Annotated in this window: 19 protein-coding genes; 14 read left to right on the top strand and 5 right to left on the bottom strand. The window is 40.1% G+C overall.

From position 1 onward, the window contains the following. The first annotated feature begins 226 nt into the window (after positions 1-226). From JKG61_RS21975 to JKG61_RS21940, 8 genes are all read left to right on the top strand, one after another. Positions 227-826 (top strand): RNA polymerase sigma factor, encoded by a 600-nt coding sequence (locus JKG61_RS21975; RefSeq protein WP_202105157.1) that lies wholly within the window; start codon positions 227-229, stop codon positions 824-826. A gap of 66 nt (positions 827-892) precedes the next feature. Then, positions 893-2047 carry a FecR family protein gene (locus JKG61_RS21970; RefSeq protein WP_202105156.1) on the top strand — a complete coding sequence of 385 codons (1155 nt, stop codon included), beginning with the start codon at positions 893-895 and terminating at the stop codon, positions 2045-2047. 222 nt (positions 2048-2269) lie between these two features. Next, entirely contained in the window at positions 2270-5719 is a 3450-nt protein-coding gene (locus JKG61_RS21965) for a SusC/RagA family TonB-linked outer membrane protein (RefSeq protein ID WP_202105155.1), read from the top strand. Positions 5720-5727: 8 nt separating this feature from the next. Then, positions 5728-7242: a RagB/SusD family nutrient uptake outer membrane protein gene (locus tag JKG61_RS21960; RefSeq protein ID WP_202105154.1), complete on the top strand. Its 1515-nt coding sequence runs from the start codon at positions 5728-5730 to the stop codon at positions 7240-7242. A gap of 2 nt (positions 7243-7244) precedes the next feature. Next, positions 7245-8321, top strand: a complete 1077-nt coding sequence (locus tag JKG61_RS21955; protein WP_202105153.1) for a hypothetical protein — start codon at positions 7245-7247, stop codon at positions 8319-8321. Then, entirely contained in the window at positions 8318-9472 is a 1155-nt protein-coding gene (locus JKG61_RS21950) for a TlpA family protein disulfide reductase (protein WP_202105152.1), read from the top strand. Before JKG61_RS21955 ends, JKG61_RS21950 begins: the two co-directional genes overlap by 4 nt. A gap of 175 nt (positions 9473-9647) precedes the next feature. After that, positions 9648-11228, top strand: a complete 1581-nt coding sequence (locus JKG61_RS21945) for an Ig-like domain-containing protein (protein WP_202105151.1) — start codon at positions 9648-9650, stop codon at positions 11226-11228. Between the two features lie 287 nt (positions 11229-11515). Beyond that, positions 11516-13297: a hypothetical protein gene (locus JKG61_RS21940; protein ID WP_202105150.1), complete on the top strand. Its 1782-nt coding sequence runs from the start codon at positions 11516-11518 to the stop codon at positions 13295-13297. Between the two features lie 306 nt (positions 13298-13603). Here JKG61_RS21940 and JKG61_RS21935 read toward each other — a convergent pair whose 3' ends face one another. The 3 genes from JKG61_RS21935 to JKG61_RS21925 all read right to left on the bottom strand — a co-directional run bounded on the left by JKG61_RS21935 (position 13604) and on the right by JKG61_RS21925 (position 16112). Next, on the bottom strand, positions 13604-14698 hold the full coding sequence (locus tag JKG61_RS21935; protein WP_202105149.1) for a DUF695 domain-containing protein: 1095 nt from the start codon (positions 14696-14698) through the stop codon (positions 13604-13606). A gap of 75 nt (positions 14699-14773) precedes the next feature. Beyond that, positions 14774-15169, bottom strand: a complete 396-nt coding sequence (locus JKG61_RS21930) for a hypothetical protein (protein ID WP_202105148.1) — start codon at positions 15167-15169, stop codon at positions 14774-14776. Positions 15170-15416: 247 nt separating this feature from the next. Beyond that, positions 15417-16112, bottom strand: a complete 696-nt coding sequence (locus JKG61_RS21925; protein ID WP_202105147.1) for a hypothetical protein — start codon at positions 16110-16112, stop codon at positions 15417-15419. A gap of 10 nt (positions 16113-16122) precedes the next feature. On the opposite strand from JKG61_RS21925, the gene JKG61_RS21920 reads away from it, so the two are divergent. The 4 genes from JKG61_RS21920 (at position 16123) to JKG61_RS21905 (ending at position 19088) form a co-directional block, all read left to right on the top strand. Continuing rightward, positions 16123-16446: a hypothetical protein gene (locus JKG61_RS21920; RefSeq protein WP_202105146.1), complete on the top strand. Its 324-nt coding sequence runs from the start codon at positions 16123-16125 to the stop codon at positions 16444-16446. A gap of 53 nt (positions 16447-16499) precedes the next feature. Continuing rightward, positions 16500-16952: a hypothetical protein gene (locus JKG61_RS21915; RefSeq protein ID WP_202105145.1), complete on the top strand. Its 453-nt coding sequence runs from the start codon at positions 16500-16502 to the stop codon at positions 16950-16952. A 522-nt stretch (positions 16953-17474) separates the two neighbouring features. Continuing rightward, a complete protein-coding gene (locus JKG61_RS21910; RefSeq protein WP_202105144.1) occupies positions 17475-18077 on the top strand; it encodes a DUF6088 family protein in 603 nt (200 codons plus the stop codon). Between the two features lie 3 nt (positions 18078-18080). Further along, complete coding sequence (locus JKG61_RS21905; protein WP_202105143.1) at positions 18081-19088, top strand: nucleotidyl transferase AbiEii/AbiGii toxin family protein; 1008 nt, start codon at positions 18081-18083, stop codon at positions 19086-19088. A 91-nt stretch (positions 19089-19179) separates the two neighbouring features. Here JKG61_RS21905 and JKG61_RS21900 read toward each other — a convergent pair whose 3' ends face one another. After that, complete coding sequence (locus JKG61_RS21900; RefSeq protein ID WP_202105142.1) at positions 19180-19350, bottom strand: hypothetical protein; 171 nt, start codon at positions 19348-19350, stop codon at positions 19180-19182. 67 nt (positions 19351-19417) lie between these two features. Between JKG61_RS21900 and JKG61_RS23375 the strand changes: the two genes are divergently transcribed. Further along, positions 19418-19543, top strand: a complete 126-nt coding sequence (locus tag JKG61_RS23375; protein WP_202105189.1) for a type II toxin-antitoxin system HicA family toxin — start codon at positions 19418-19420, stop codon at positions 19541-19543. Between the two features lie 40 nt (positions 19544-19583). Beyond that, positions 19584-19985 (top strand): type II toxin-antitoxin system HicB family antitoxin, encoded by a 402-nt coding sequence (locus JKG61_RS21890; protein ID WP_202105141.1) that lies wholly within the window; start codon positions 19584-19586, stop codon positions 19983-19985. Between the two features lie 393 nt (positions 19986-20378). Here the strand turns inward: JKG61_RS21890 and JKG61_RS21885 are convergent. After that, positions 20379-21172: hypothetical protein (locus tag JKG61_RS21885; RefSeq protein WP_202105140.1), on the bottom strand; the 794-nt coding region annotated here is incomplete at its 5' end.

Below are 21172 nucleotides of genomic sequence, written 5' to 3'. Positions count from 1 at the left end.
ACCACGTTCAGCTTTTTCTATTATGCTATCTAGCATCCCTCACGATAGCCTATTAGTCAAGATTCCCTGCGACCAGTTAGAGGTTGAGTCCATCGCCATTTATTAACAGGTAAAGAATGGAAAGTGTTTTTATTCAGTAGATTGATCTTGCCTAAGGTGATGTGTGGTTTTTATTTAAATAAATATTCTATATCTTAGTGTCTTCGAAACTGACCTTTATAGAACATTGCCTACGGAAAAATTACATTTCGATATTACGCTTCTTCAACGACTCAAAGAGGGAGATCAAGGGGCTTTTGAACTTTTGTATACAAAGCATGCGAAGCCTGTTTATTTGAAAATAAGACGTATGGTTAAGGTTTCCGAAGAAGTAGATGAGCTCTTCCAGGAGCTTTTTGTACGGATCTGGGAGCGTCGTGAGCAGATAGATATACAACAGCCATTTTCAGCATATCTCTATCGTATAGCTGAAAATATGGTGTATGATTTTTATAGAAAGGCAGCTCGTACTGAAAAGCTCCGTGATACCCTGCGAATGACTAGTCAGGAGAGCTATGATCAGATCGAACAGACATTATTCAAAAAAGAAGCCATTACACTATTGCACGAAGCAATAGCGACTATGCCTCCTTTACGTAGACAAGCCTTTATACTTTGTAAAATTGAAGAGAAGAGTTATGAGGAGGCAGCAGATATTATGGGCATATCGACCAACACTGTCCGTAATCATATAGTCAAAAGTATGCATACACTCAAATCTTACTTTCAGGATCAAAAAAATTCGGATTCAGCTATACTCTTATTCCTTATTTTATCGTGCTATTAATATTTTTTAAATCAGAGTAGTCCTTTTTTTATAGTGGTGCGTATACCCTTATAAACACACCTATAAATGGATTCGAAAAAATATATCGAACATATATACCGACGGTTTTTGGATGACAGAGCTACCCCTGAAGAGGTAGATAAGCTTTTGCAATACGTAGAGCGATCGGAACCAGAAGACGTGCAGCATTTAATTCGTATGGGATGGAGTACCAGTGTCGATTCGGATTTCGAAATCGATGTTGCGGGGTTTTATGCCCAGATTCAGACGCGTTTACAACCTAGGGATATTAAACAAAAATCAGTGCGGCTAATACGCCACCGAAGATGGGTGCCATATGTAGCGGCAGTATTATTGTTTTTTGTATTGGGAGGTTATTTCTATATATGGAGGAGCCAAGAGTCTGTAAGTACTGAAGAGCTTACATATACTAACGATGTGTTGCCTGGTGGTAATCGTGCACAGATTACCTTCTCTAATGGTGAGCGCTTAGAGCTGGATTCAACCCAGTCTAGCTTAATGACAGTGGATGGAAGTTATGTTTATTCTGATGGAAAAGCAGTGACCTTGCAAGCTGCGGAGTATGCCACAGTCCAAACGCCAATTGGTGGTACGTATCAAGTCACATTACCTGATGGAACAAAGGTCTGGCTTAATGCGGCTTCTTCCATAACATATCCAACATACTTTACTGGAGGAAAAAGAGAGATTGAAACAACGGGAGAGGTTTATTTCGAAGTGGTCCACGATGTCAAGAATCCTTTCATTGTGCTTAGTAAGAATCAACGTATCCAAGTGTTGGGCACAGCTTTTAATGTGAATAGTTATAATAAGAAACTTGTTACTACATTGGTAGAGGGTAGAGTTTCCTTATCAGCTGTGGATGCTGATTCTAATTCCAGTGATGCGGTGTTTCTTTCGCCTGGACAACAAGCTGTTTTAATTGATCAAAAGGTAAAGGTTTCGACCGTGGAAGTGTCTGAATATATTGCTTGGAAGGAAGGGATGTTCCGATTTAAAAGTACTCCTTTGCCGGAAGCACTGCAGCAATTAGAGCGTTGGTATGATTTAGAAATAGAATATTATGATATACCTAAGGAGATTCTCGTGCACGCTTCGATCAAGAGGGATAAAAAACTGTCTAGCATTTTGTATGCACTCGAAGAGATAAGTAATGTAAAGTTTAAAATACAAGGGCGGAGGCTTGTGCTTATGAAATAGATAAACAGAAAAAAGTTTGTCAAAAAAAGCCGAGAGTGGTGGTGCACTCCGGCTTCATTAGAACAAACATAATTGAAACGATAAACCTATATCAATTAACTAGATTGTTTAATCCTAATACACAAATATATGAATAATTACCTTGTTTTCAAGGAAAGGAAAGGCTATGGTTATTGCTCTGCTTTTCTGTTTCGAAGACAAATTCTAAAATTACTAATTGTAATGAAATTAACTGCAGTTTTTGTTTTACTTTTTAGTATCCAATTATCTGCCAGAGTACTTGCGCAGAAGGTGACTTTGAATGTGAAAAATGGTGTGCTATCGCAGGTATTAGAGGAGTTACAGCGACAGACAGCTTGTGACTTTTCTTATAATGAACAGATACTTCGTAAGTCTAAAGTGGTGAATTTAAATTTAAAAAATGTTACCCTTGAAAAAGCTCTTGATAAATTATTTATTGATCAACCCTTTAAATATGAGCTCGTAGATGGAATTATTGTTGTGAAGATAATACAGAAAGAGACAAAATTGAATAATAAAAATGTAGATTTTGTCTTACCTGTAGATTCTAAACAACATCAAAGTATAAGAGGAAGGGTGGTGGATGAAAATGGTAAGCCTTTGGTAGGTGCTTCTGTACAGATAATTGGCACATCAAATGTAACTCAAACCAATCAGAATGGGAATTTTATTTTAGAAACTGATCGTCAAAGTGCCGTTGTAAAGATTCAATTTGTTGGCTATACTACAAAGACCATACACATTAACAATACTGAAGAAGTGAATGTCATATTAGTCCAAACTAAAGAAGATTTGGATGAAGTAGTCGTATTAGGATACGGTACATCGACCAGACGAACGATGACTGATGCAGTATCCAGTGTAGATTCATTGATATTTCAAGAAAATGCAGCATCCAGTGTAGTCGAAATTATTCAAGGACAGGTGCCTGGAATGATGACCATGATGGGAACTGGAGCACCTGGCGAGGAACCTATGGTTATTATGCGCGGAATGTCAAGTTTAGAAGGAAATTTAGGGCCGCTAATTGTTATCGACGATATCCCAATGGATGAGAGTTTTAGCTTCAATGATATCAACCCGAACGATATCTTATCCATAGATATTCTAAAAGGCGCATCTGCCAGCTCTATTTATGGATCAAGAGGCGCCGGTGGTGTATTTATGATCACTACAAAGAATGGCTTCAACTCACCCCCGACTATTGGTTATCGGTTCAATTATGGAAAAGTCACACTCAACGAACCCTTGGAGATGCTCAACGCCGATGAATTTAAAACCTTATTTGCAGAATCGCTTTGGAACCGTGTGCGCGATATGAATATGATCGGGAATAATGCGTTAATTGGAGATATTGCTGCATATTCTACAATCTATCGGACTACGATTGAACAGGGCTTTTGGGGTGAAGAAGACACAGATTGGTTAGGACTGTTATATCAACCAGCAGTAAATGCGAATCATAATCTCAATATAACAGGTCGAGGTGAACAGCTGGGTTATACCATAGGGTTGGGGTATACCGATGAGGTTGGACAAGTAATCGGTTCGGGCTACAAGCGCTATAACCTTGACTTCAAATTAGATTCAAAACAAAGTAAGCTGTTTCAATACGGCATGATTCTTTCAGGCTCTTCGCAAGATCGAGATGAATCTCCGGTAAGTTTGGCAGATGCATTGACTATGCGTCCAGATATGCCGGCTAGAAACGAAGATGGCAGCATTTTCGTTCCCGCCACCGCCACAGGCTACCGAAACCCACTCATTGCATTAGAAGGCACCGATCGAAATTCGCTTAGTCTCACCTATCGAATGGCGGGATACATCCAGGTAACACCGCAAAAGTCTGTGCCGGGGTTGACATGGAAAACCTTGGTATCACAGAACAACAGCTTGTCAAATCGGTCCATTTATTATGCCAGCAACACCGCCATTGGAAGTAATAATTGGAGCACCACACTACCACGACAAGGACGTCGTATTGAAGGACTAAGTAAGACAGGAAAGTTTGAGTTTGACACCAGACTCAGCTACCGTCGCACTTTCAAGAGACGTCACAATGTGGATGGTGTAGCGGCGTTCAATTACATTCAAAATTCTTCTTTCAGTGAAAATCGTACGATTGATAACTTCCCTGAAGATAATGCATTAAACGGGCCATTTCACGGCACCACACCGTTACAGTCGACCGGAACGGCTTGGCGCGCGTCTATGCTTTCGTATGTATTCCGGGCAAACTATAATTACAACAGGGAATACATGCTTACCGTTTCAATGCGTCGCGACGGAACCAGCCGCATGGCACCTAACGCACGCTATGCAAATTTCCCTTCTGTAGCGGGCGCATGGAATATCGGCGAAAACAAGTGGTTCAAAAAGCAAGTACCTTGGGTAGACATGTTTAAACTTCGTGGCGCATGGGGACGCACGGCCAACGCGGCTGTACCTGCATACGGTTGGATGACTACCTTCACTTCTTCCAGCTATAACAACAACACCGGCATTGTACCACAACAAGTGGCGAATGATCAATTGGCATGGGAAACCTCCACACAATACGATTTGGGTATTGATTTCAGTTTATTTAAACGTGGACTGTTAGAAGGAAGCATCAACTACTACAACAAATTTACTAAAGGTGCGTTGAACTCCTATAGTCTACCTCTGAGCTCTGGACTGATCTCTACATCGACCATGGCTAATTTGATTGATATTGAAAACCGCGGTATAGAGCTAGACCTTACCATTCACCCCGTACGTAACCGAACCATTCACTGGTCGATAAGCGGAAATATTGGTCAAAATCGAAATGAGTTGAAGCGTATGGATGCAGATCTAAAACGTCTCAGTGCGCATGCAGCCACAATTCTCAAAGTAGGCGAGCCAATTGGTTTATTTTATGGATATCGTACAGACGGTTTGTTCTCCTCTTGGGAAGAGGTGGCTTATTACCATAGCTTGAATGAATATAATTATTACCAAGCGTTTCATATGGCACCCGGCGAAATTATTCTGAAAGACAATAATGGAAATGGTTGGGTGGAGTTTGGTACCGGTACGGCCAGTTACAATGAGGTAGAACGACAAATATTAGGAAAATCATTTCCGGATTTTTTTGGAGGGGTCTCCACGAGGGTTCGCTACAAAGGATTCACCTTTAGTGCACAGGGAAGTTACAGTGTGGGCGCTTCTAAGAATTGGTCAGTAATGGAAAATCAGTTCCAGTTCTCATCTTCTAATCCAAAAAACCTGTTAAAGCTGAACTTGAACCGTTGGACTCCAGATCGACCCGATGCGCCTTATCCTAAGATGTTGATGAACCCGGAGAATGATACAAGACAGTTTGGCAGAGCGAAGCCGTTAACCTCATACTTTCACGACTACTGGATTTACGACGCTTCGTATTTCAAAATTAACAACGTAAGGTTGTCATATGATCCTCCTACCTCTTTGTTAGAACGCTATGTGCCCGTATTATCTCGCGCACAGATAGGAATGAGTGTCAATAACCTGTTTCTGTTTACCAAGTATCCGGGTGTGAATCCGGAGGCCTACGATCGTGTAGATCGCATCGCTGGACCCGCTATGGACAACTCTATGTATCCAAAAACCAGAACGTATAATTTTTCGCTCAATTTTACCTTTAAATAACAATACGCATGAAACAACAAGTTTATACCTATCTATTGCTTGCACTAGTTGCGTTAGCGAGTGCTTCATGTAAGAAGCTTTTAGAAGAAATACCGGAATACGAATTGGTGGGTGAAAACGCTATTGTCGACCAAAGTACCGCTTTAAATGCGTTGAATGGCACCTATGCTTTTCTGAAATACGAACCATTGGCTTCGGGTACCTATACGTACGCGTTTTCGTTTGAATTTGCCGTAAATGCTGCGCAAATGGCCGGGTTACTTGGTGGCGGGCGGCGCTCCACTTTCGATGAAAGCTTGCGCTACCATTCTGTTGTACCTTCCGATAATAATTTGCCCGCGTTTTACCGTCAAGCCTATCGCATTGTGAACGCCGCAAACAACGTGATTCACTATACGCAACTAATCCCAGCCTCCAAGATCAACGATCCGGTGCGGAAGCAAATCTTGGCGGAAGCACATTTCCTACGTGGATTTGGTCATTTGTGGCTATTGAAATACTATGGATATCATTGGGATGTGTCAAGTGAATATGGCATTGTGGTTCGAAAAGAACCCACCAACCTAGGCAACCTGATTACCGGCAGGTCAAACGTAGCCGATTCATACCAAGCGATTATCCAAGATTTTGAACATTGCATTGAAAATACAGCTGGGCCTTCCGCTTCCGTGTTCCAAGTGTCTAACAGCACCGCGAAAGCCTACTTAGCAGAAGTACTCACCATGCGGCAAGCACCTGAAGACCTGTCTCGTATAATTACCCTGGCAGACGAAATCATCGCCGCGGGGGACTACAAATTAGAAACAACATTTGCAGAAGTGTTTAATCCATCCAACGATTACAAACAAGGAAGGGAACTGATGTTCTCTCGGGCACTGAACCAAGAGGCGTTGGCAGACATCCTCACCAGCACAGGTTTTTTCAGCTACCGTGTTTTTCACAACGCAGTGGGTTCCGGCGGAGTTGTATACTATCCTTCGGACAATACGGGAGATCACTACATCACACTCCTTGAGCAGGATGAGCGGTATGTCCACACTTGGGACTCTGTTACCGTAACCATTGGTAATCCACCCGAAATGAAACACAACCTATCATTTGTGAAGGTGTGGCGTGCAAATGCCAACTGTCCATCCTACCTGATGCGACTGGCACAGGTTTATCTTATGAAAGCAGAAGCTATGTTAAATACCAATGCGCCCGTGAAAGATGTGTTAGCTATTCTTAATATTTTCCGCGAACGGTCGGGCAATGTCCTTTACGTGGAGAGCCAATTTGCCGGTGTAGATGGTCGTCATACCCTCCGTGAAGCACTTGTCAATGAGTATGTATTAGAACTTGGTGTGGAAAATGCGTCGGAATTCTTGGCCATGGTGCGAAATAAAGATCAAGGTGGTTCTCGGATGATTGGTCGATTTAACATACATTTTTCTACAGATGCGAGCTTAGCATTGCCCATTCCCCACGACGAAGTGGTACTTAACAAAGGTGCCGTGATTCAAAACCCTTTAGTACTAGAATAATCATGAAAACACTCATTCATCTAAAACAGTATACATTCGCACTTGTGCTGTTCATTAGCGCGTTCGGATGTAAGCCAGATAAATTCGTTGCCATTGATCGAGACCCGTTCATCGCTTACAGTATGGAGGCTTCTGATATGCCTGTAGTGACGATCAATCCAAACGTCGATGGCAGTAAGAAAATAATTATTTTCGCATCACATCCTGAAGATAGTATAGCACGTTTCAACGTGCGTAATCGGTCCATAGAATTGGACGTAAACAGCCTGAAGTTTCTGATGGTTGACGGTCGAGACCCAGTAACTATCGACGAACAAGGTCAATTATCGAGAAAGGTATCGACCGTGGTGTTTGAATACACCGTTAAGATACCGAAAGAAACCAAGGGAGGGCAGACGTTTACTGGAGAATTTGTCATCACCTCAGGTAGCGGAGAAGAGCGCGTGATCAAAGTTGGTTTTAATTTGGTGTCGTATTTTAGAGCCGCGACGCTATTAACTGTATACAATGGGCGAGTCAAAAATAGTATGAAAGAATACCTGCCTACGGCAAATTGTTTCATCACTTACCAACAGACATCAGCCAGTAGGCCTAGGCCTGACAATCCTTCCCAAAATGAGACTGTGATTACGGGTATTTCCACAGCAGTGGCTAATCCTGCAACGGCTATCACCACCACCAACCGGCCAAAAGTGATTGCACACCTATTTAACGAAATTCACTCACTCGATGAGTCCAGACTTTACTTGGTATCTCCAGATGAGCCATGGATCGCCGACTCGTTAAGAGTACTAAATAAATTTACAGGTACGTATCCCACAGCGCAAATGAACAAGGTCCGTTATGTAGACCTTGGACCAATCAATTTCCTAGACATGGATGATGATGATTTTAACAAAGCTGACTTTGAGAAAGATGGCAAGTCAAAGATTCTATTGAAGGTAGGAAATTCGTATGCGTTTCAGACTGCCGACGGGCGTACTGGCGTGCTTTTCTATAAGTTCGTACACATCTACAGCCCTGAATATTCAATAGGTTCTCCTATAGCATATTTTCACATAGCCGCTACAACACAATGAAGAAGTTTATTTATTTAATGATAGCCATTGCTGGGATGACCCTCCCGGCAATGGCTCAAGTGAAGACTTACACGATACAGTCATCAGTTTCCGGACTGGAAGGAGATAGTTTTACACTCACCATCTGGAATGGGCAGACTCAATCCGTTATCAAGAGAGCTATCCCTTATGTAGACGGACAACTCTATTACCAAGATACCACCTCAGTTCCGCTGTTGGTACGTATTAGTGTACTGAACAATGGCCTGTCAAAGCCTGGAAAAGGAGGTACCTATCCAGTGAAGAGCCAACACATTTGGCTGGTCGCTATGCCTGGTTCCAAGGTAGAGTTGAAAGGTCATTTCTCCGATTTTTCAGAAGTGTTTCCTTACGGCGACCTAGAGAATGACATCCTTCGAGAATTGACGCAATCCTACTTTCCGTTGCTCAATGCAGTCGTGAACATTTCAGTGGAATTAGCCAGAGATGACCATGGTCTTAGCGATGCGGCCATTAAGGTCAAGAAAGAAGAGCAAGCCATTCTTCAGCAACGAGCAGATGCCCAATTAATGGCTTTTTTAGAAAAGCAAGTTTCGTCTATTGCCGGACTGTACTTCCTTAATGACTCTTATCTCCGGAAACGGGTGTCTAATGACCAACTAGTTGCTTTGGTAAACAAGGTTACCTCAGACTATCACACCAATCAATTTTACCGATCATTGCAGCAGCGCGCCGAAGGAGCTGCTTATGATGTTGGAAAACAGATTTTTGAGATCAAGTCGAGCAGCACACCTGATGGTACACTGTTTAATACCAACGTATGGAAAGGTAAGTTTTATTTGATCGATTTTTGGGGCTCGTGGTGTGTCCCTTGTATAAACGATGTTCCACACCTAAAAGAAATGAAGCAAGCCCTTGGCGACCGTGTTGAAATTTTAGGCATAGCGTCAGACAAAGAAGAACGCTGGCGTAAGGCTATTGAACAGCACCAGTTGAACTGGCAACACGTATTAATTGGTGCTGGCGACAATGACTTTGCTAGTCGACTGAATGTTACAGGTTATCCCACTAAAATATTGGTGGATCCCAATGGGGAAATCGTGTACCGCAGCACCGGTGGTGGAAAAACTTCTTTTCAAACCATGGTCGACATCATCAACCAATGGAAATAGGTTTTTAGATCTATTGATTTAAATGTTTGTATTTTAAGTATTTACATTTAAAGTGTGGATGTTTTTAAAGACAAAAACATCATAAATAACTCTATAAATTAATTTGTATTACTTATAACCCGTAGCTGCTAAAGATATGCACGGGTTTACTTATACTTTCAATAACTACAAAAATATGAGAAAGATTTTTTTTTCCTTCTTAGGTATATGTTGTATTCTTCTGATTGCAGCCTGTGCCAAGAATGATACACCTCAAACGGAGATAACGGGACCAGAGAATGACAAGGAAACATCATTACAGCTTTCAATTTTAAAAGGCAACAATCAAATTGCACTACCGGGGGCTTTGCTGTACGACACATTGATGGTAAAGCTAACGGATAAAGAGAACAAACCGGTTTCAGGTAAGACAATTGGGTTTAAGGCATCAAATGCTAATGTCACGTTGTTGACAACAGACGCTATTTCAGATAATCAAGGTATCGTACGTAGCCAAATCGCTTTGGGAAACGTAACCGCTGGCGAATACAAAGATATTGTCACTGTTTTTCTGAAATCTAACGAAAAAATAAAAGCGGAGTTTTCTTTTAAAGTTGAAACAGAAACAGAGGTAGATGTTTGGCTCAACAAGAACCCTAGGATTGCGGAGACAATAAGTTGGCCGGAATCCAATAGCTCTGACCTTAATTACAATGCTTGGACGGCAACTCAGAAAACGGCATTAAACCATTTTTATCAACAAGCAAAAGCAACTTGGGAGAAAGAAGTCTTTGCTCTTTCTCCTCCTGTAAATCAAAATACCGGAGCGTCTACCACCATAAAATTAGACCGCAGAGATGTTTGGCCGATTTACCTCAGCAATATTGCTGTTAGTTTACATTCCGAAATGAATAATTTGTTGAATTGGAGCATACTGGACTATGATCAAGGAGAGTTGAAAATGTTGTTAGATGGTCGCACATTCTTTATACCTGATGCAGCGGCATCGAATTTATATCAGCTAAATGGGGCTAGTACTGCAAGGAGAATTATACCTGAATCCGCATTGTTTTTGCGATCTTTTCTTCAAAAAGAAAAAATCATTCAGAGTGATAAAATTTCAACCATTGGATCGTTATTAGATTGGTGTCACCAACACTTTACTCACTTTGGGGGGAGCTACAATTATGATAATATCCTTGATCATTGGCAGTATTCTGGAGGAGTTCCAATGTCTAGACTGATTAATGGAACAACAAGAATTTCTGATAATAGATTTAACCATTACACTGCTGGTTGTCATGGAACAGTGGATTTTATTAAGCTGGTACTGCGCTCATCCAATATTCCTGTAGAAAGTTTTCGAAGTTATGATAGCCATAGACAGGCGTACTTCTCGACAGAAGGCCTATATATGAGCCATGGTGATGACCCCTATAATTTGCATACATGGGTGACACCTGTGGTATCTCTAAGAGAAACTTTAATAGATCAGCCGACTTATGATCGATGGTTTAATGGCTCATCTAAAGAAAGCGTAGCACGAGGGACTGTAGAATTTGCAGTTAAGCATTTATCTAATATTTTAGTGAATTTACGCGCATCAGAACCAGCCGGAACTCCACCAGCCCAGAGTAAGGTTCTAAAAGAGATGAGTTCATTCTTTACTTTGGAAGAGCTTCTTGAAATGGATTTATGGACTCGGCTTGATGCTAGGATTAGTTCGCTGGGCGGCCGCGATCGCATTCCCGAGGCACTTATTGGTAGGTATAAATAGTAAATTTGAATATGAAACATTTAATAATAACGTTTTCTTTAATTATAGGGATTTGCCAAGCGCAAACTATGGATATACCTTTAGACAGAATAGCGAAAGCTACAGGTCTCCGTATCGAAAAAATAGAACACCTGATATAGATACCCTCAGGATCATAAATACAAAAAAGCTGAACACCACGTTCAGCTTTTTCTATTTCGGCATACTGATTAATTTTTGCTAACTTAACATCTTCAAATACAAATATGTATGTGTTGACAAATAGTGCTCAAATTATCGATAACATTATGGACCAACAATTATTAAACCACGAATCAAAATTAAGAGTATATCTCCATGATAAACCAGAGTTTCCCAATATTGGGAGAGATTCCAGTTCCCCATGTCAGGATCCTGCCGTTGATTTTCAGGAACACATTTTTGGAGATTCTTTGGTCAAATGCCATGCTGTTGTAGGTAAGAATGTCTTGTTGCAACAGTTCATGTGTTATACGGAAGAAGATCAGAAAATATTTACTATTCCAGCACAGCCTGTAGTTAGCTTTCATATACAAGTGTACGGAGATTTCAAGATGAAATTTGTTGAAGAACAAGACAGCAGACCCTATATTGAAGGACAATGCTCTTTATTTTGGCAGAGTGATCATATTCTTTGCTGCGAACTCCCGAAATATGAATCAGATTTCTTCACGTTACATTTTCGGCCCAGTCACTTTTTAGAGATGTCACACCGATTCCCGCTATTGACAGAGTTTGCTGCGGAAGTCGCTTTGTCTCCATTCGGTATACTCGACTTCTATATCGGCAATGCCGACGAGAGCCGACTCTCTTTTATTGATGCTATATTGCACGAAGTCAGGGATTACCATACCAGCGACCAGCGTTATACCCATCTATGTGAATGTCTATTGCTCCAATCCATGGGCTTGGATGTAGAGGCAGAGCCCTTTCCATCCGATACGTTACGGCGGACACATGACAGTGCTTTTTCCGTTTTGGATGACCATGAGCTTACGGACGAACAGAAATTAAGCGTAGAGATTAGCAGACGTTATGTCAAAAGAGATCAGTTGATTGCCGAATTCTATGAGCACAAAAAAGAATTTGAAGAGCGGAAAGAAGAGAGAGCCGAGTTTAATGCAATTATGAAAAAGATTGCGAAGTCTTATCATAGCGTCATGGGCAAGTCTGCTGACAACCTTGCTGAATCCTATTTCTGGATGGCCGAAAAGTTAGCGGAGGAAATGAAAAGATTCGACTTGACCGACAGAGAGAAGGCTACTGTGGTAGAAGCCATCATTGCCTTATGCGACCAGTCCTTTGAACTAAGTGCACCCCATATGGGTCAGCTTGATTTTTACACAAGCTATACCGGACAACCCTATGACGGTGATCTGGCGATGAGGGAGTTTGGCCAAATGCTGGATATGTTTATCCCAGATATTAATCTGCCTTTGGACAAACTGGATGGGACCAGAAAAGGATCAGCTATCCTGGAGCAATATATGCAGGACGAATTTGGATTCAAACCATTATCACATTTTAAAGAAACAGGCGAAATCGACAAAACTCCAAAAGTGGTTGAACTTTACCATCTGCTGATGCAACATATGGTCGATGAACTCACTATAACAGATAGCGGAGATTTAAAAAAAAGCGATCTTATCCGGGTTATAGATCACGCCTATCAACGAAATGACCTTTCACTACTGCTTCTCGTTGAGATTGAGCAATTGACAGGAGATACAGATTATGTAGAAAAGCAAAAGTACAATAAAATATGCTTGTGGGTTTTAGCACTGGAGGAGGCCATCGATGAATGGGATAGTGTAGAATATACCAAAGAAGAGGATCAGCTACTCTATTTGATACAAGTCTATTACGTATCGTCGGACAAAATTAAAGCTGTGAAGCGCAGAGTAATGAAGACAAAGAGAATATATGATGCCATGGTACCCGCTCTTTTGAACGCTGGTTATGCGCTGGGATCTGTTTCGAAGAAAAGTATTTTTATGCTTACCGCAGAGTCATTGATTGCCATGGCTGAAAAACTGAGTGCTAAAGAGTAAAAATCAGCGTCAGCTGCAACAACTCATCAGGATTGAAAAAGCCCCGTCAGCGGCAGCTTAAGAAGATAGAAGAGGGGCTTCAATATTACCACAGTTTATTTTACGAGTGTAGAAATAGTTGAAAATTACCTTTGTTTTATTATTGAGTGTAAAAAACACCCTTGTTATCTAGTAAATGGACAAGAACTATCCGTCCCTGTCAAGACAAAAGAGCGGTGGCTCAAAACTTTAAGAGATGATCATAAAATCGAGTTTCGGGGAGCACCGAGTCGTCCTCGGAGGGGTGATTACCCATTTCTCTATGCGTTAATTCAGCCTAAACCGTTCAAATGATTGCCAATATTTGTCTTTATATATATCATATTCTATACTCAGCTTATCCGAATATTTTTTTATCAAATGGTGTGAAATTCTTGAAGGTTTCCTAAAGTCTTTGCAAGCAAAGTATATTTGTCTTGAATTGTCTGCCGTTTCTCTTCCTATGTAGAGATAGCCGTCAAAGTCTTTTAGTTCGAGCATTATTTGTTCTTCAAATTCGTTAAGAAGTTCATAAGTACTAGCCTCTGGCAAACCATTATTCTCGTCACCGTTATAGTTTATTTGAACCTCTAAAATCCAAGGATGAGACGCTTTGCCGTCCCACTCAAGTAATGTCGAATTGACAATAGCAAATAAAGGTCTGCCGTTTTTAAGTACTGCTTCTAAACTTGCGTATGTATCATTTTCCGTATTGCAGCGAAGTCCGCTATACTTTTCAATAAATTCTTTTTGTCGCCACGTCAAAAAATCTTTGAGTTTATTAATCGGAACTAGTTCTTTTTCCGCTTCCTGTCTGCTGATTATTTTTAGATTATCTATATTGTTTAGAAAATCAAGTTCTCCCAAATAATTGTCTAAGAAAAGATAAGTACCGTCTACTATTTCCTGCATATTGTCTTCTGTCAGTTCATTATGGATTACGCAAAGGTCAATTTCGTCAGGATAAGCAGCATAGTCATTGGAATAGAAGAATAAATTATTGCGGTCAAATTTATACCCTCCCATACTGATTGCTACATTTTCAATATCCATTGCAGGTTTGAGTGCCGTAAATTTCCAACCATCGATTTTAGGGGCATGTGCTACAAGTTCTTCTACGAAAACTATATTTTTCGCATTAGCGTCTGCAGTTAATACTAATTCAACAGTATTGTCGTCATACATCCATGCCTGATAATAGTAACCGTCTTTTAGTTCAGAAAGCTTTGGCGAAAGTTTGTCAAAAAATCTTTCTTCAATCTCTTTATGAGATTTTATCGCATTAAAAAATGTCTTTTCGTTGGCTTGAAACCAATTCCAAAAGTCGACGTTATTTTTAATTGGCTCTTCTTTCTTGCCAAAAATATTTTTAAAAAAACTCATACCATTTTTGTTATTATACCATTTTTCGCAATTTTCTCTATTCTCCTCAAAATTCTCAAAAAATCCATTCTTGGTTTATCTGCGTCTATTGTCCACTCTTACACCATACTTTACATTCTCGTCTGTACTTTTGCCTATACTATCTGTTTCTAGTAAATAGAGATCGTCCCCATTTTTCGGCTCGACAATAAGCATATAGCGGATATTATGCTTGCTTCCTTCCGTGGACGGATCAAATATTATTCGGTTACTATCTAGACGATATGTACCATAAGCGTAATCCACAAATCCTATCGCCATTTCATCCATGATATAAGTTCCATCCATTTCAAAATCTATACCTCGACCATTATAAGACCCATCGTAAAATGCATTCAGCAAAGTAGGCTTTTCAAATGCCTTATCGACATCTCTCGAAATACCGACAACAGCTAGCAGTTCTATACAGCATAGGATTGAAGGTTGAAACATTTTCCAGGTCTTGTTGGCCCGATAATCTCTGCTATCATTTACTAACGTCCATACACCGATTACTAGCCCCGCAATGATAATGATTAGCTAAGCGAATCCATGGAATGGCGATATACTATCTAGTTCCATTCGCAAGCAAGGCGGCCAAAATACTTACTATAACTATCACTGACAATCTTATTTCTCTCATAACGAATTATGGTATTCTTTTCGGTCTTATTAAATTAGCTTTCTATTAATATCTGATTTATTCTTCCCAATTCACTTTGTCCGGAAACATCCTTCCATATTTAAATTCGTCATAACTGTCGTAAAATTCCACTATAGCATAGTTAGATCTTTTGGCTTTATATGTTCTTGATAGATCAATAACAACAAAGCTTTGTTCGATAGTTAGACTGCTTATCTCAAACAAAACACTATTCCCCCGTATATCTTTACATAATGCAGAGACTATCGCATCAGCCAAAGGATGTTTGGTTTTGCCGAAAAGATTGATCCACATAGATTTGTTCGCTTTTACACTACTCGTTATCTGTTTCTCAAACTCCAGTTTTTCTTCTATCGTGATCGCTTCCCAGGGCTCATCGACAAATGGACGAGTAGGAGAGGCACAGATAAAATCTTCAATAATTCTAGTGTCCACTCCAGCCAGATCAATTCGTTTAGGTTCATCCTTCAATTCTATCATATCATCGATAGTTATTCCCCCGCGAGCCAATAAAAACAGCCCGTTTTCCAACTGTACATTTAGATTTAACGATTGCCATAATTTATAATCTACGGGAGACTGATTCCAAAAGTTCCAGACGTAAGATTGAACTTTATCATAATACAGATCAGTAGGACACAAAGTCCCATAAAGCCCCCCCATTATAAAATCACCAACACACAGATCTGTTGTTCCGATTATATCTTTTTCTGCGTAAATTGTTGCTTTCATTTTAAAAGGTATGCTTAATAATCAGTCATCCGAAGATAATTACTTTTGCTCATATTATTTATCATGTGATCAATTTTGTGTTTATACGGCATGGATTGCTTACAAAGGAAAAGGCCTAGGCAAGTTACTTATCAACGATAGTTGGTTTGTTAAAGATGAAGAAGAAGGAGAGATGATCTCGGGCAACGCGATAGTCGACATCAGCCATGTTCAGTTCGAACAATTTACCGACCAAGAGATAGAGCAATTAACACAGATACCTAATACCCAGAAGATTGTTCTGACCCTTAGCAAAAAAGGAGTAAAGAAGAGACAGTACCTAATCAAGGAATAAAGAGAAGAAAATTCATGTTTTGAATAACCGATAGTAGCCCTCATATACGAACGATGAAAAATAAGCATATATTCCTATTCATTTCAATAATAATAGTCTTGTTTGTCGGCTGCAGTACATCAAGTCGCGATAAGGTTGATGATCAATTGTATCTCATCCATATCGGCGAATCTGACAAAGTGATTGAAGACGTTTTAATTTACGTAGACGATGATGGCGTGAGAGGAGATATCGATTCCAGTTTTTTGACAAAGTACAAAGTAAATAGGAATGATTTTGCTGCACTCAGTGACTACGTTTCAGAACAGAATACAAACCAATCAGCTTGTCTAAGCTGCGGGCGAGGCGGTTTTCAGATTCGCCTGCTAACCTCGGCAGGAGAAATAAGATATGTAATAGATGATACATTTTCCACAGATTTCTATAGCGGCTTGTTCTCACTGATTAAATCAAATAAAGAGCTGAAACAATCTATCAACACATTTGTTGAATTATGTAATCCATAAAAGACTAACATATGGAATGTCTTGTTACAGCACCCCTCCCTCATTACATTTATGAGAAGGGTGGGAAGACCTATCCAGTTCCTTATCATGGTAGCAAAGAGATAGGGAGGAGGCATCTTCGCCAATGCCGCTTTAGAGAAGATTACAGGCATCAATCAGCGTCAGCTGCAACAACTCATCAGGATTGAAAAAGCCCCGTCAGCCTCAGCTTAAGAAGATAGAAGAGGGGCTTCACCGTCTGGCGGCAGAACTACAGGCCGTAGAGTTGGTCTAAGTTCATTTTTTTGATGACCGTGAGTTACGTGCTATTTGGGATGACGAGCAAAGCAAATGGTGGTTTTCGGTATTGGATAATCTTTAAATGAAAGAAAAATCCTCATGTATAAGTACTTTAAAGGATGTAATCAGATTTAGAAAAACTGTATAGTTATTTCAGGACAAGCCACTAAAATATTAATCCCGAATACTATTTTTGCTGTAACAAATATTTGCTAAATTTGTTACAGTATAATGTTTTTTTAAATGATGGAAACATCTAGAAATAAGATAGAAAACAAAATTTTAAAATCGTCGCGTGGCGAGTTGTTTTTCGCTGAAGACTTTAAGAGTTTTGCTACGCCAGAAAATATCCGGCTCACCCTTTTCCGTCTGGAGAATGCTGGTCTTATTGAAAGACTGGCTCATGGTATCTATATCAAACCAAAGAAAGATCCTTTACTGGGGACAGTATATCCTAATATTGGCGAAATTGCAAAGGAAATTGCTAAAAGAGATAGAGCTCGAATTGCTCCAACAGGTGTGATGGCCCTGTATTTACTAGGGCTTACGACACAAGTGCCGTTAAAGGCCGTTTATCTAACTGATGGCTCGCAGCGTGAAGTGAAAATAGGAAATCGAACCATCAAATTTAAACGCACTGTTCCTAAAAGCTTTGCGATAAAAGACGAGTTACTACATCTTATTGTGCAGGCCTTTAAGGAGAAAGGGCAACAGGATATTACAGAAGATTTTTTAGAGACCATCAAGAAAACTGTAAAAAAGCTAGATGAGAAAGTGATGAAAAATCAAGTCATATATACACCTGTGTGGATTCAGAAACAGATCAATAATCTTTATCAGTCTTAATGTATGTGGATTAACCTAAGCGATGAGCAAAAGCTTCAGATTTTGGAGCAAGTTGAAAATGCGATTGGATTGCCAGCGTTTGTCGTTGAAAAGGATTGGTGGGTATGTATTATCCTAAAAGCAGTTTTTCAATCCAGATATGCGGATTCCATAATATTCAAAGGTGGAACATCATTGAGTAAGGCTTACAACCTCATAAATCGTTTTTCGGAAGATATAGACTTGATCATTGACCATCATCTGTTAGGCTTTGATCAATTGGGGTCTAAATCCCAAATAAAAAAATTGAGGAAGGCTTCCGGTGGATTTATTATTAATGAATTTCGAGAAGAGCTCGTCAGCCAACTGGATCACCTTGGTGTTGATCGAGAACTATACGAAATAAGATATAACGATCATATAGATGATACGAGTGATCCGAATACATTGGAGATCCATTATCGAAGCGTTGTCCCCACGGATAATGTTTATATTCAGCAACGGATTCTTTTGGAAATGGGTGCGAGATCGTTGACCGAACCCTTTGAAATAAAATCTGTTATATCGTTTCTTGATCATCATTATAGAGATCTTGATTTTACTGAACCTTCCTTTGGTGTTCAGGTAGTTATTCCTACACGTACATTTATAGAGAAAGTCCTGCTGCTGCATGAAGAATTTTCAAAACCAGTCGATAAGATTAGAACAGATCGATTGACCAGGCATTTATATGACTTAGATAAAATTATGGATGCCGAATACGGTGAAATGGCTATCGATGCTGATGAGTTATTCAATACAATAGTTCACCATCGGAAAACCGTTACGCCATTGAGGGGAATGGATTATTCCAATCATGTGAAAGGGAAATTGAGTATCATACCACCAGACGCTATCATGGCAAAGTGGGAAGCTGATTATAAAACAATGCAGGAGAATATGATTATTGGAGATAGTCTGAATTGGAGTGAGTTATTGGGCAGGATATGGGAGATTGAGAAAAGGTTTAATAGAATTATTTTAATACCATAAGACAGAAGAATTATTTCATGCAGTAGACGACACTATTTTGCTCAATGAATTTTGGGTAAGTAATTCCCTTGCCGACGGTCGTTATATACCTCTAATCCCCATTACCACAAAATCTGTTTATAAACTCCCAGTCCAGCACCGAGCCGTCCTCTTTCAGTATCCCCATGTAGATACCATCTTTCAGTCCCACCTGCCATATCGCCGAGCCCGACAGATCCTTTTCTGTGATACCGCTTTCTTTCACAAAAGCGATAAAATCCATACGGCTACTCTTTTATATTAAGTTTGATCAGCTATAAAATTGAAATTTAATGACAAGTCCCTGTTAAATAATAACCTCTCTCCCTCATTACATTTATGAGAAGGGTGGGAAGACCTATCCAGTTCCTTATCATGGTAGCAAAGAGATGGGAGAGGGCCTTCGCAAGAAAATTATGAAGGATCTGGAGCTTTAATTAGCTCCCGATCCCCGTGATATAGGAAAGGAGCAATACTATGAAAATTCTAAAAATCATTATCGAGCGCAGCGAAGACATGTTCAGTGCCTATGCAAAGAATGCCGAAGGCATCTATGGGGGCGGTGATACCGTCGAGGAGGCCAAGCAATCCATCTTGGATGCGATAGCTATCATTACTGAAGAGTTTACTCCCGACAATATACCATCTATTCTCAAGGGCAAGTACGATATCGTGTACCACTTCGATGCAGAGAGCTTTCTCAACTATTACAAAGGCATCTTCACCAATGCCGCTTTAGAGAAGATTACAGGCATCAATCAGCGTCAGCTACAGCATTACTCATCGGGATTGAAAAAGCCCCGTCAGCCTCAGCTTAAGAAGATAGAAGAGGGGCTTCACCGTCTGGCAGCTGAGCTACAGGCTGTGGAGTTGGTTTAGAAATATCACTATTCCACTAATAAAGAAAAATATGAATCCAAATAAAGAATAGTAATTGGCCTGTTTAGTTTTCAAATACTCTTCATTCTCACGAAAGTTCATTTTAAAAGGAAAATTGAAAATTGGCAACCAGAATATATAGAAAAGTATCTTTTCTTAAGATCTTCCTCTTTAATATCCATGACTGCTGGTCTCAAAAGTTATGTGCAATAGCACACCTGTAATATCAAAAATAGTAAACTTTCAGGTATGGCAGTCCTGTCATCAACATAATTTAAATCAAGTCCGTATTCCAGTTGTACAGCTTATGCAGGCGGTCGCGATAGGGGCAAGGTATTGGACGATCTTGTCAAGGTCAAATTGTGGCATATAATTTTTGTGTTTGAAGAGTAATTACAAAACCACTCGTTCTACCATTTCAAATCCCGTTGTCTTTTTAAATTTCATATTATGAACAAAGTTACGCATGCTGTCCGATGGATCTATTCTATCCATGTTCAGCGCTTCCAATGTATCTCTTGGTATTTTGACTGAAAGGATTACCTGTTTCTCCAGATGTCCGGTGGCTGGGTTCAATAAATCACAGAGTGCATTTACCCGCGTATATTCAATAGGTAACAGTCCGAATAGCTCCCTCGCCACCCTTAGGGCGACACTGCATACATGATCCTGATACAGCTGGTAGTAGTTTGTTTTAGACATACTTTTCTTCGATAGCTTTCCCGTTGATGTCTGCCTCAGTTCATAGTCAGGGACAATGTCGATATCCCTAACCGTCACTTCTACATCAATACTATTTGTATCAAACTTGATTTCCGCACTGGAACCTAGCTCAGATACCTCAGCCAATGGATCAAAATAGTTGAATGCCTCTACATAAGCCTTTAGGTTGCGGTCTAGTACACCCTTTGCCAGTGATTGGCGCTCTTCCCAGTCGCTCAGTTCCTGATGATATTCATTCAATGCGATTTGGTGTTGCTTTTCATCTTTAGATCTCGATTCAGCGACTAGATTTTCCAAAACCTTTACTTTTCCTGCCACTTTTCCCAGCATTTTATCGATGACAGTTGGTTTGAAGTTATCCAATAGCTTTTGAGCGATAGCTTCCTTAGTGTCCGAGTATTCAGGTTGCACAGGTTTTGGAGTGTTCCGTATAGCGTTCCAGTCTATCGGATCATTGGCCTCCC

It is taken from the genome of Sphingobacterium faecale (genome assembly GCF_016746095.1).
Classification (GTDB): Bacteria; Bacteroidota; Bacteroidia; order Sphingobacteriales; family Sphingobacteriaceae; genus Sphingobacterium; species Sphingobacterium faecale.
The sequence above is the reverse complement of the archived record's forward strand: the minus strand, read 5'-3'. Positions and strand labels throughout refer to the sequence as shown.

Coding starts and splice junctions, on each gene's coding strand:
- JKG61_RS21970 (WP_202105156.1), top strand. CDS start 893: ATGGATTCGAAAAAATATATCGAACATATATACCGACGGTTTTTGGAT.
- JKG61_RS21965 (WP_202105155.1), top strand. CDS start 2,270: ATGAAATTAACTGCAGTTTTTGTTTTACTTTTTAGTATCCAATTATCT.
- JKG61_RS21960 (WP_202105154.1), top strand. CDS start 5,728: ATGAAACAACAAGTTTATACCTATCTATTGCTTGCACTAGTTGCGTTA.
- JKG61_RS21955 (WP_202105153.1), top strand. CDS start 7,245: ATGAAAACACTCATTCATCTAAAACAGTATACATTCGCACTTGTGCTG.
- JKG61_RS21950 (WP_202105152.1), top strand. CDS start 8,318: ATGAAGAAGTTTATTTATTTAATGATAGCCATTGCTGGGATGACCCTC.
- JKG61_RS21945 (WP_202105151.1), top strand. CDS start 9,648: ATGAGAAAGATTTTTTTTTCCTTCTTAGGTATATGTTGTATTCTTCTG.
- JKG61_RS21940 (WP_202105150.1), top strand. CDS start 11,516: ATGGACCAACAATTATTAAACCACGAATCAAAATTAAGAGTATATCTC.
- JKG61_RS21935 (WP_202105149.1), bottom strand. CDS start 14,698: ATGAGTTTTTTTAAAAATATTTTTGGCAAGAAAGAAGAGCCAATTAAA.
- JKG61_RS21930 (WP_202105148.1), bottom strand. CDS start 15,169: ATGTTTCAACCTTCAATCCTATGCTGTATAGAACTGCTAGCTGTTGTC.
- JKG61_RS21925 (WP_202105147.1), bottom strand. CDS start 16,112: ATGAAAGCAACAATTTACGCAGAAAAAGATATAATCGGAACAACAGAT.
- JKG61_RS21920 (WP_202105146.1), top strand. CDS start 16,123: ATGCTTAATAATCAGTCATCCGAAGATAATTACTTTTGCTCATATTAT.
- JKG61_RS21915 (WP_202105145.1), top strand. CDS start 16,500: ATGAAAAATAAGCATATATTCCTATTCATTTCAATAATAATAGTCTTG.
- JKG61_RS21910 (WP_202105144.1), top strand. CDS start 17,475: ATGATGGAAACATCTAGAAATAAGATAGAAAACAAAATTTTAAAATCG.
- JKG61_RS21905 (WP_202105143.1), top strand. CDS start 18,081: ATGTGGATTAACCTAAGCGATGAGCAAAAGCTTCAGATTTTGGAGCAA.
- JKG61_RS21900 (WP_202105142.1), bottom strand. CDS start 19,350: ATGGATTTTATCGCTTTTGTGAAAGAAAGCGGTATCACAGAAAAGGAT.
- JKG61_RS21890 (WP_202105141.1), top strand. CDS start 19,584: ATGAAAATTCTAAAAATCATTATCGAGCGCAGCGAAGACATGTTCAGT.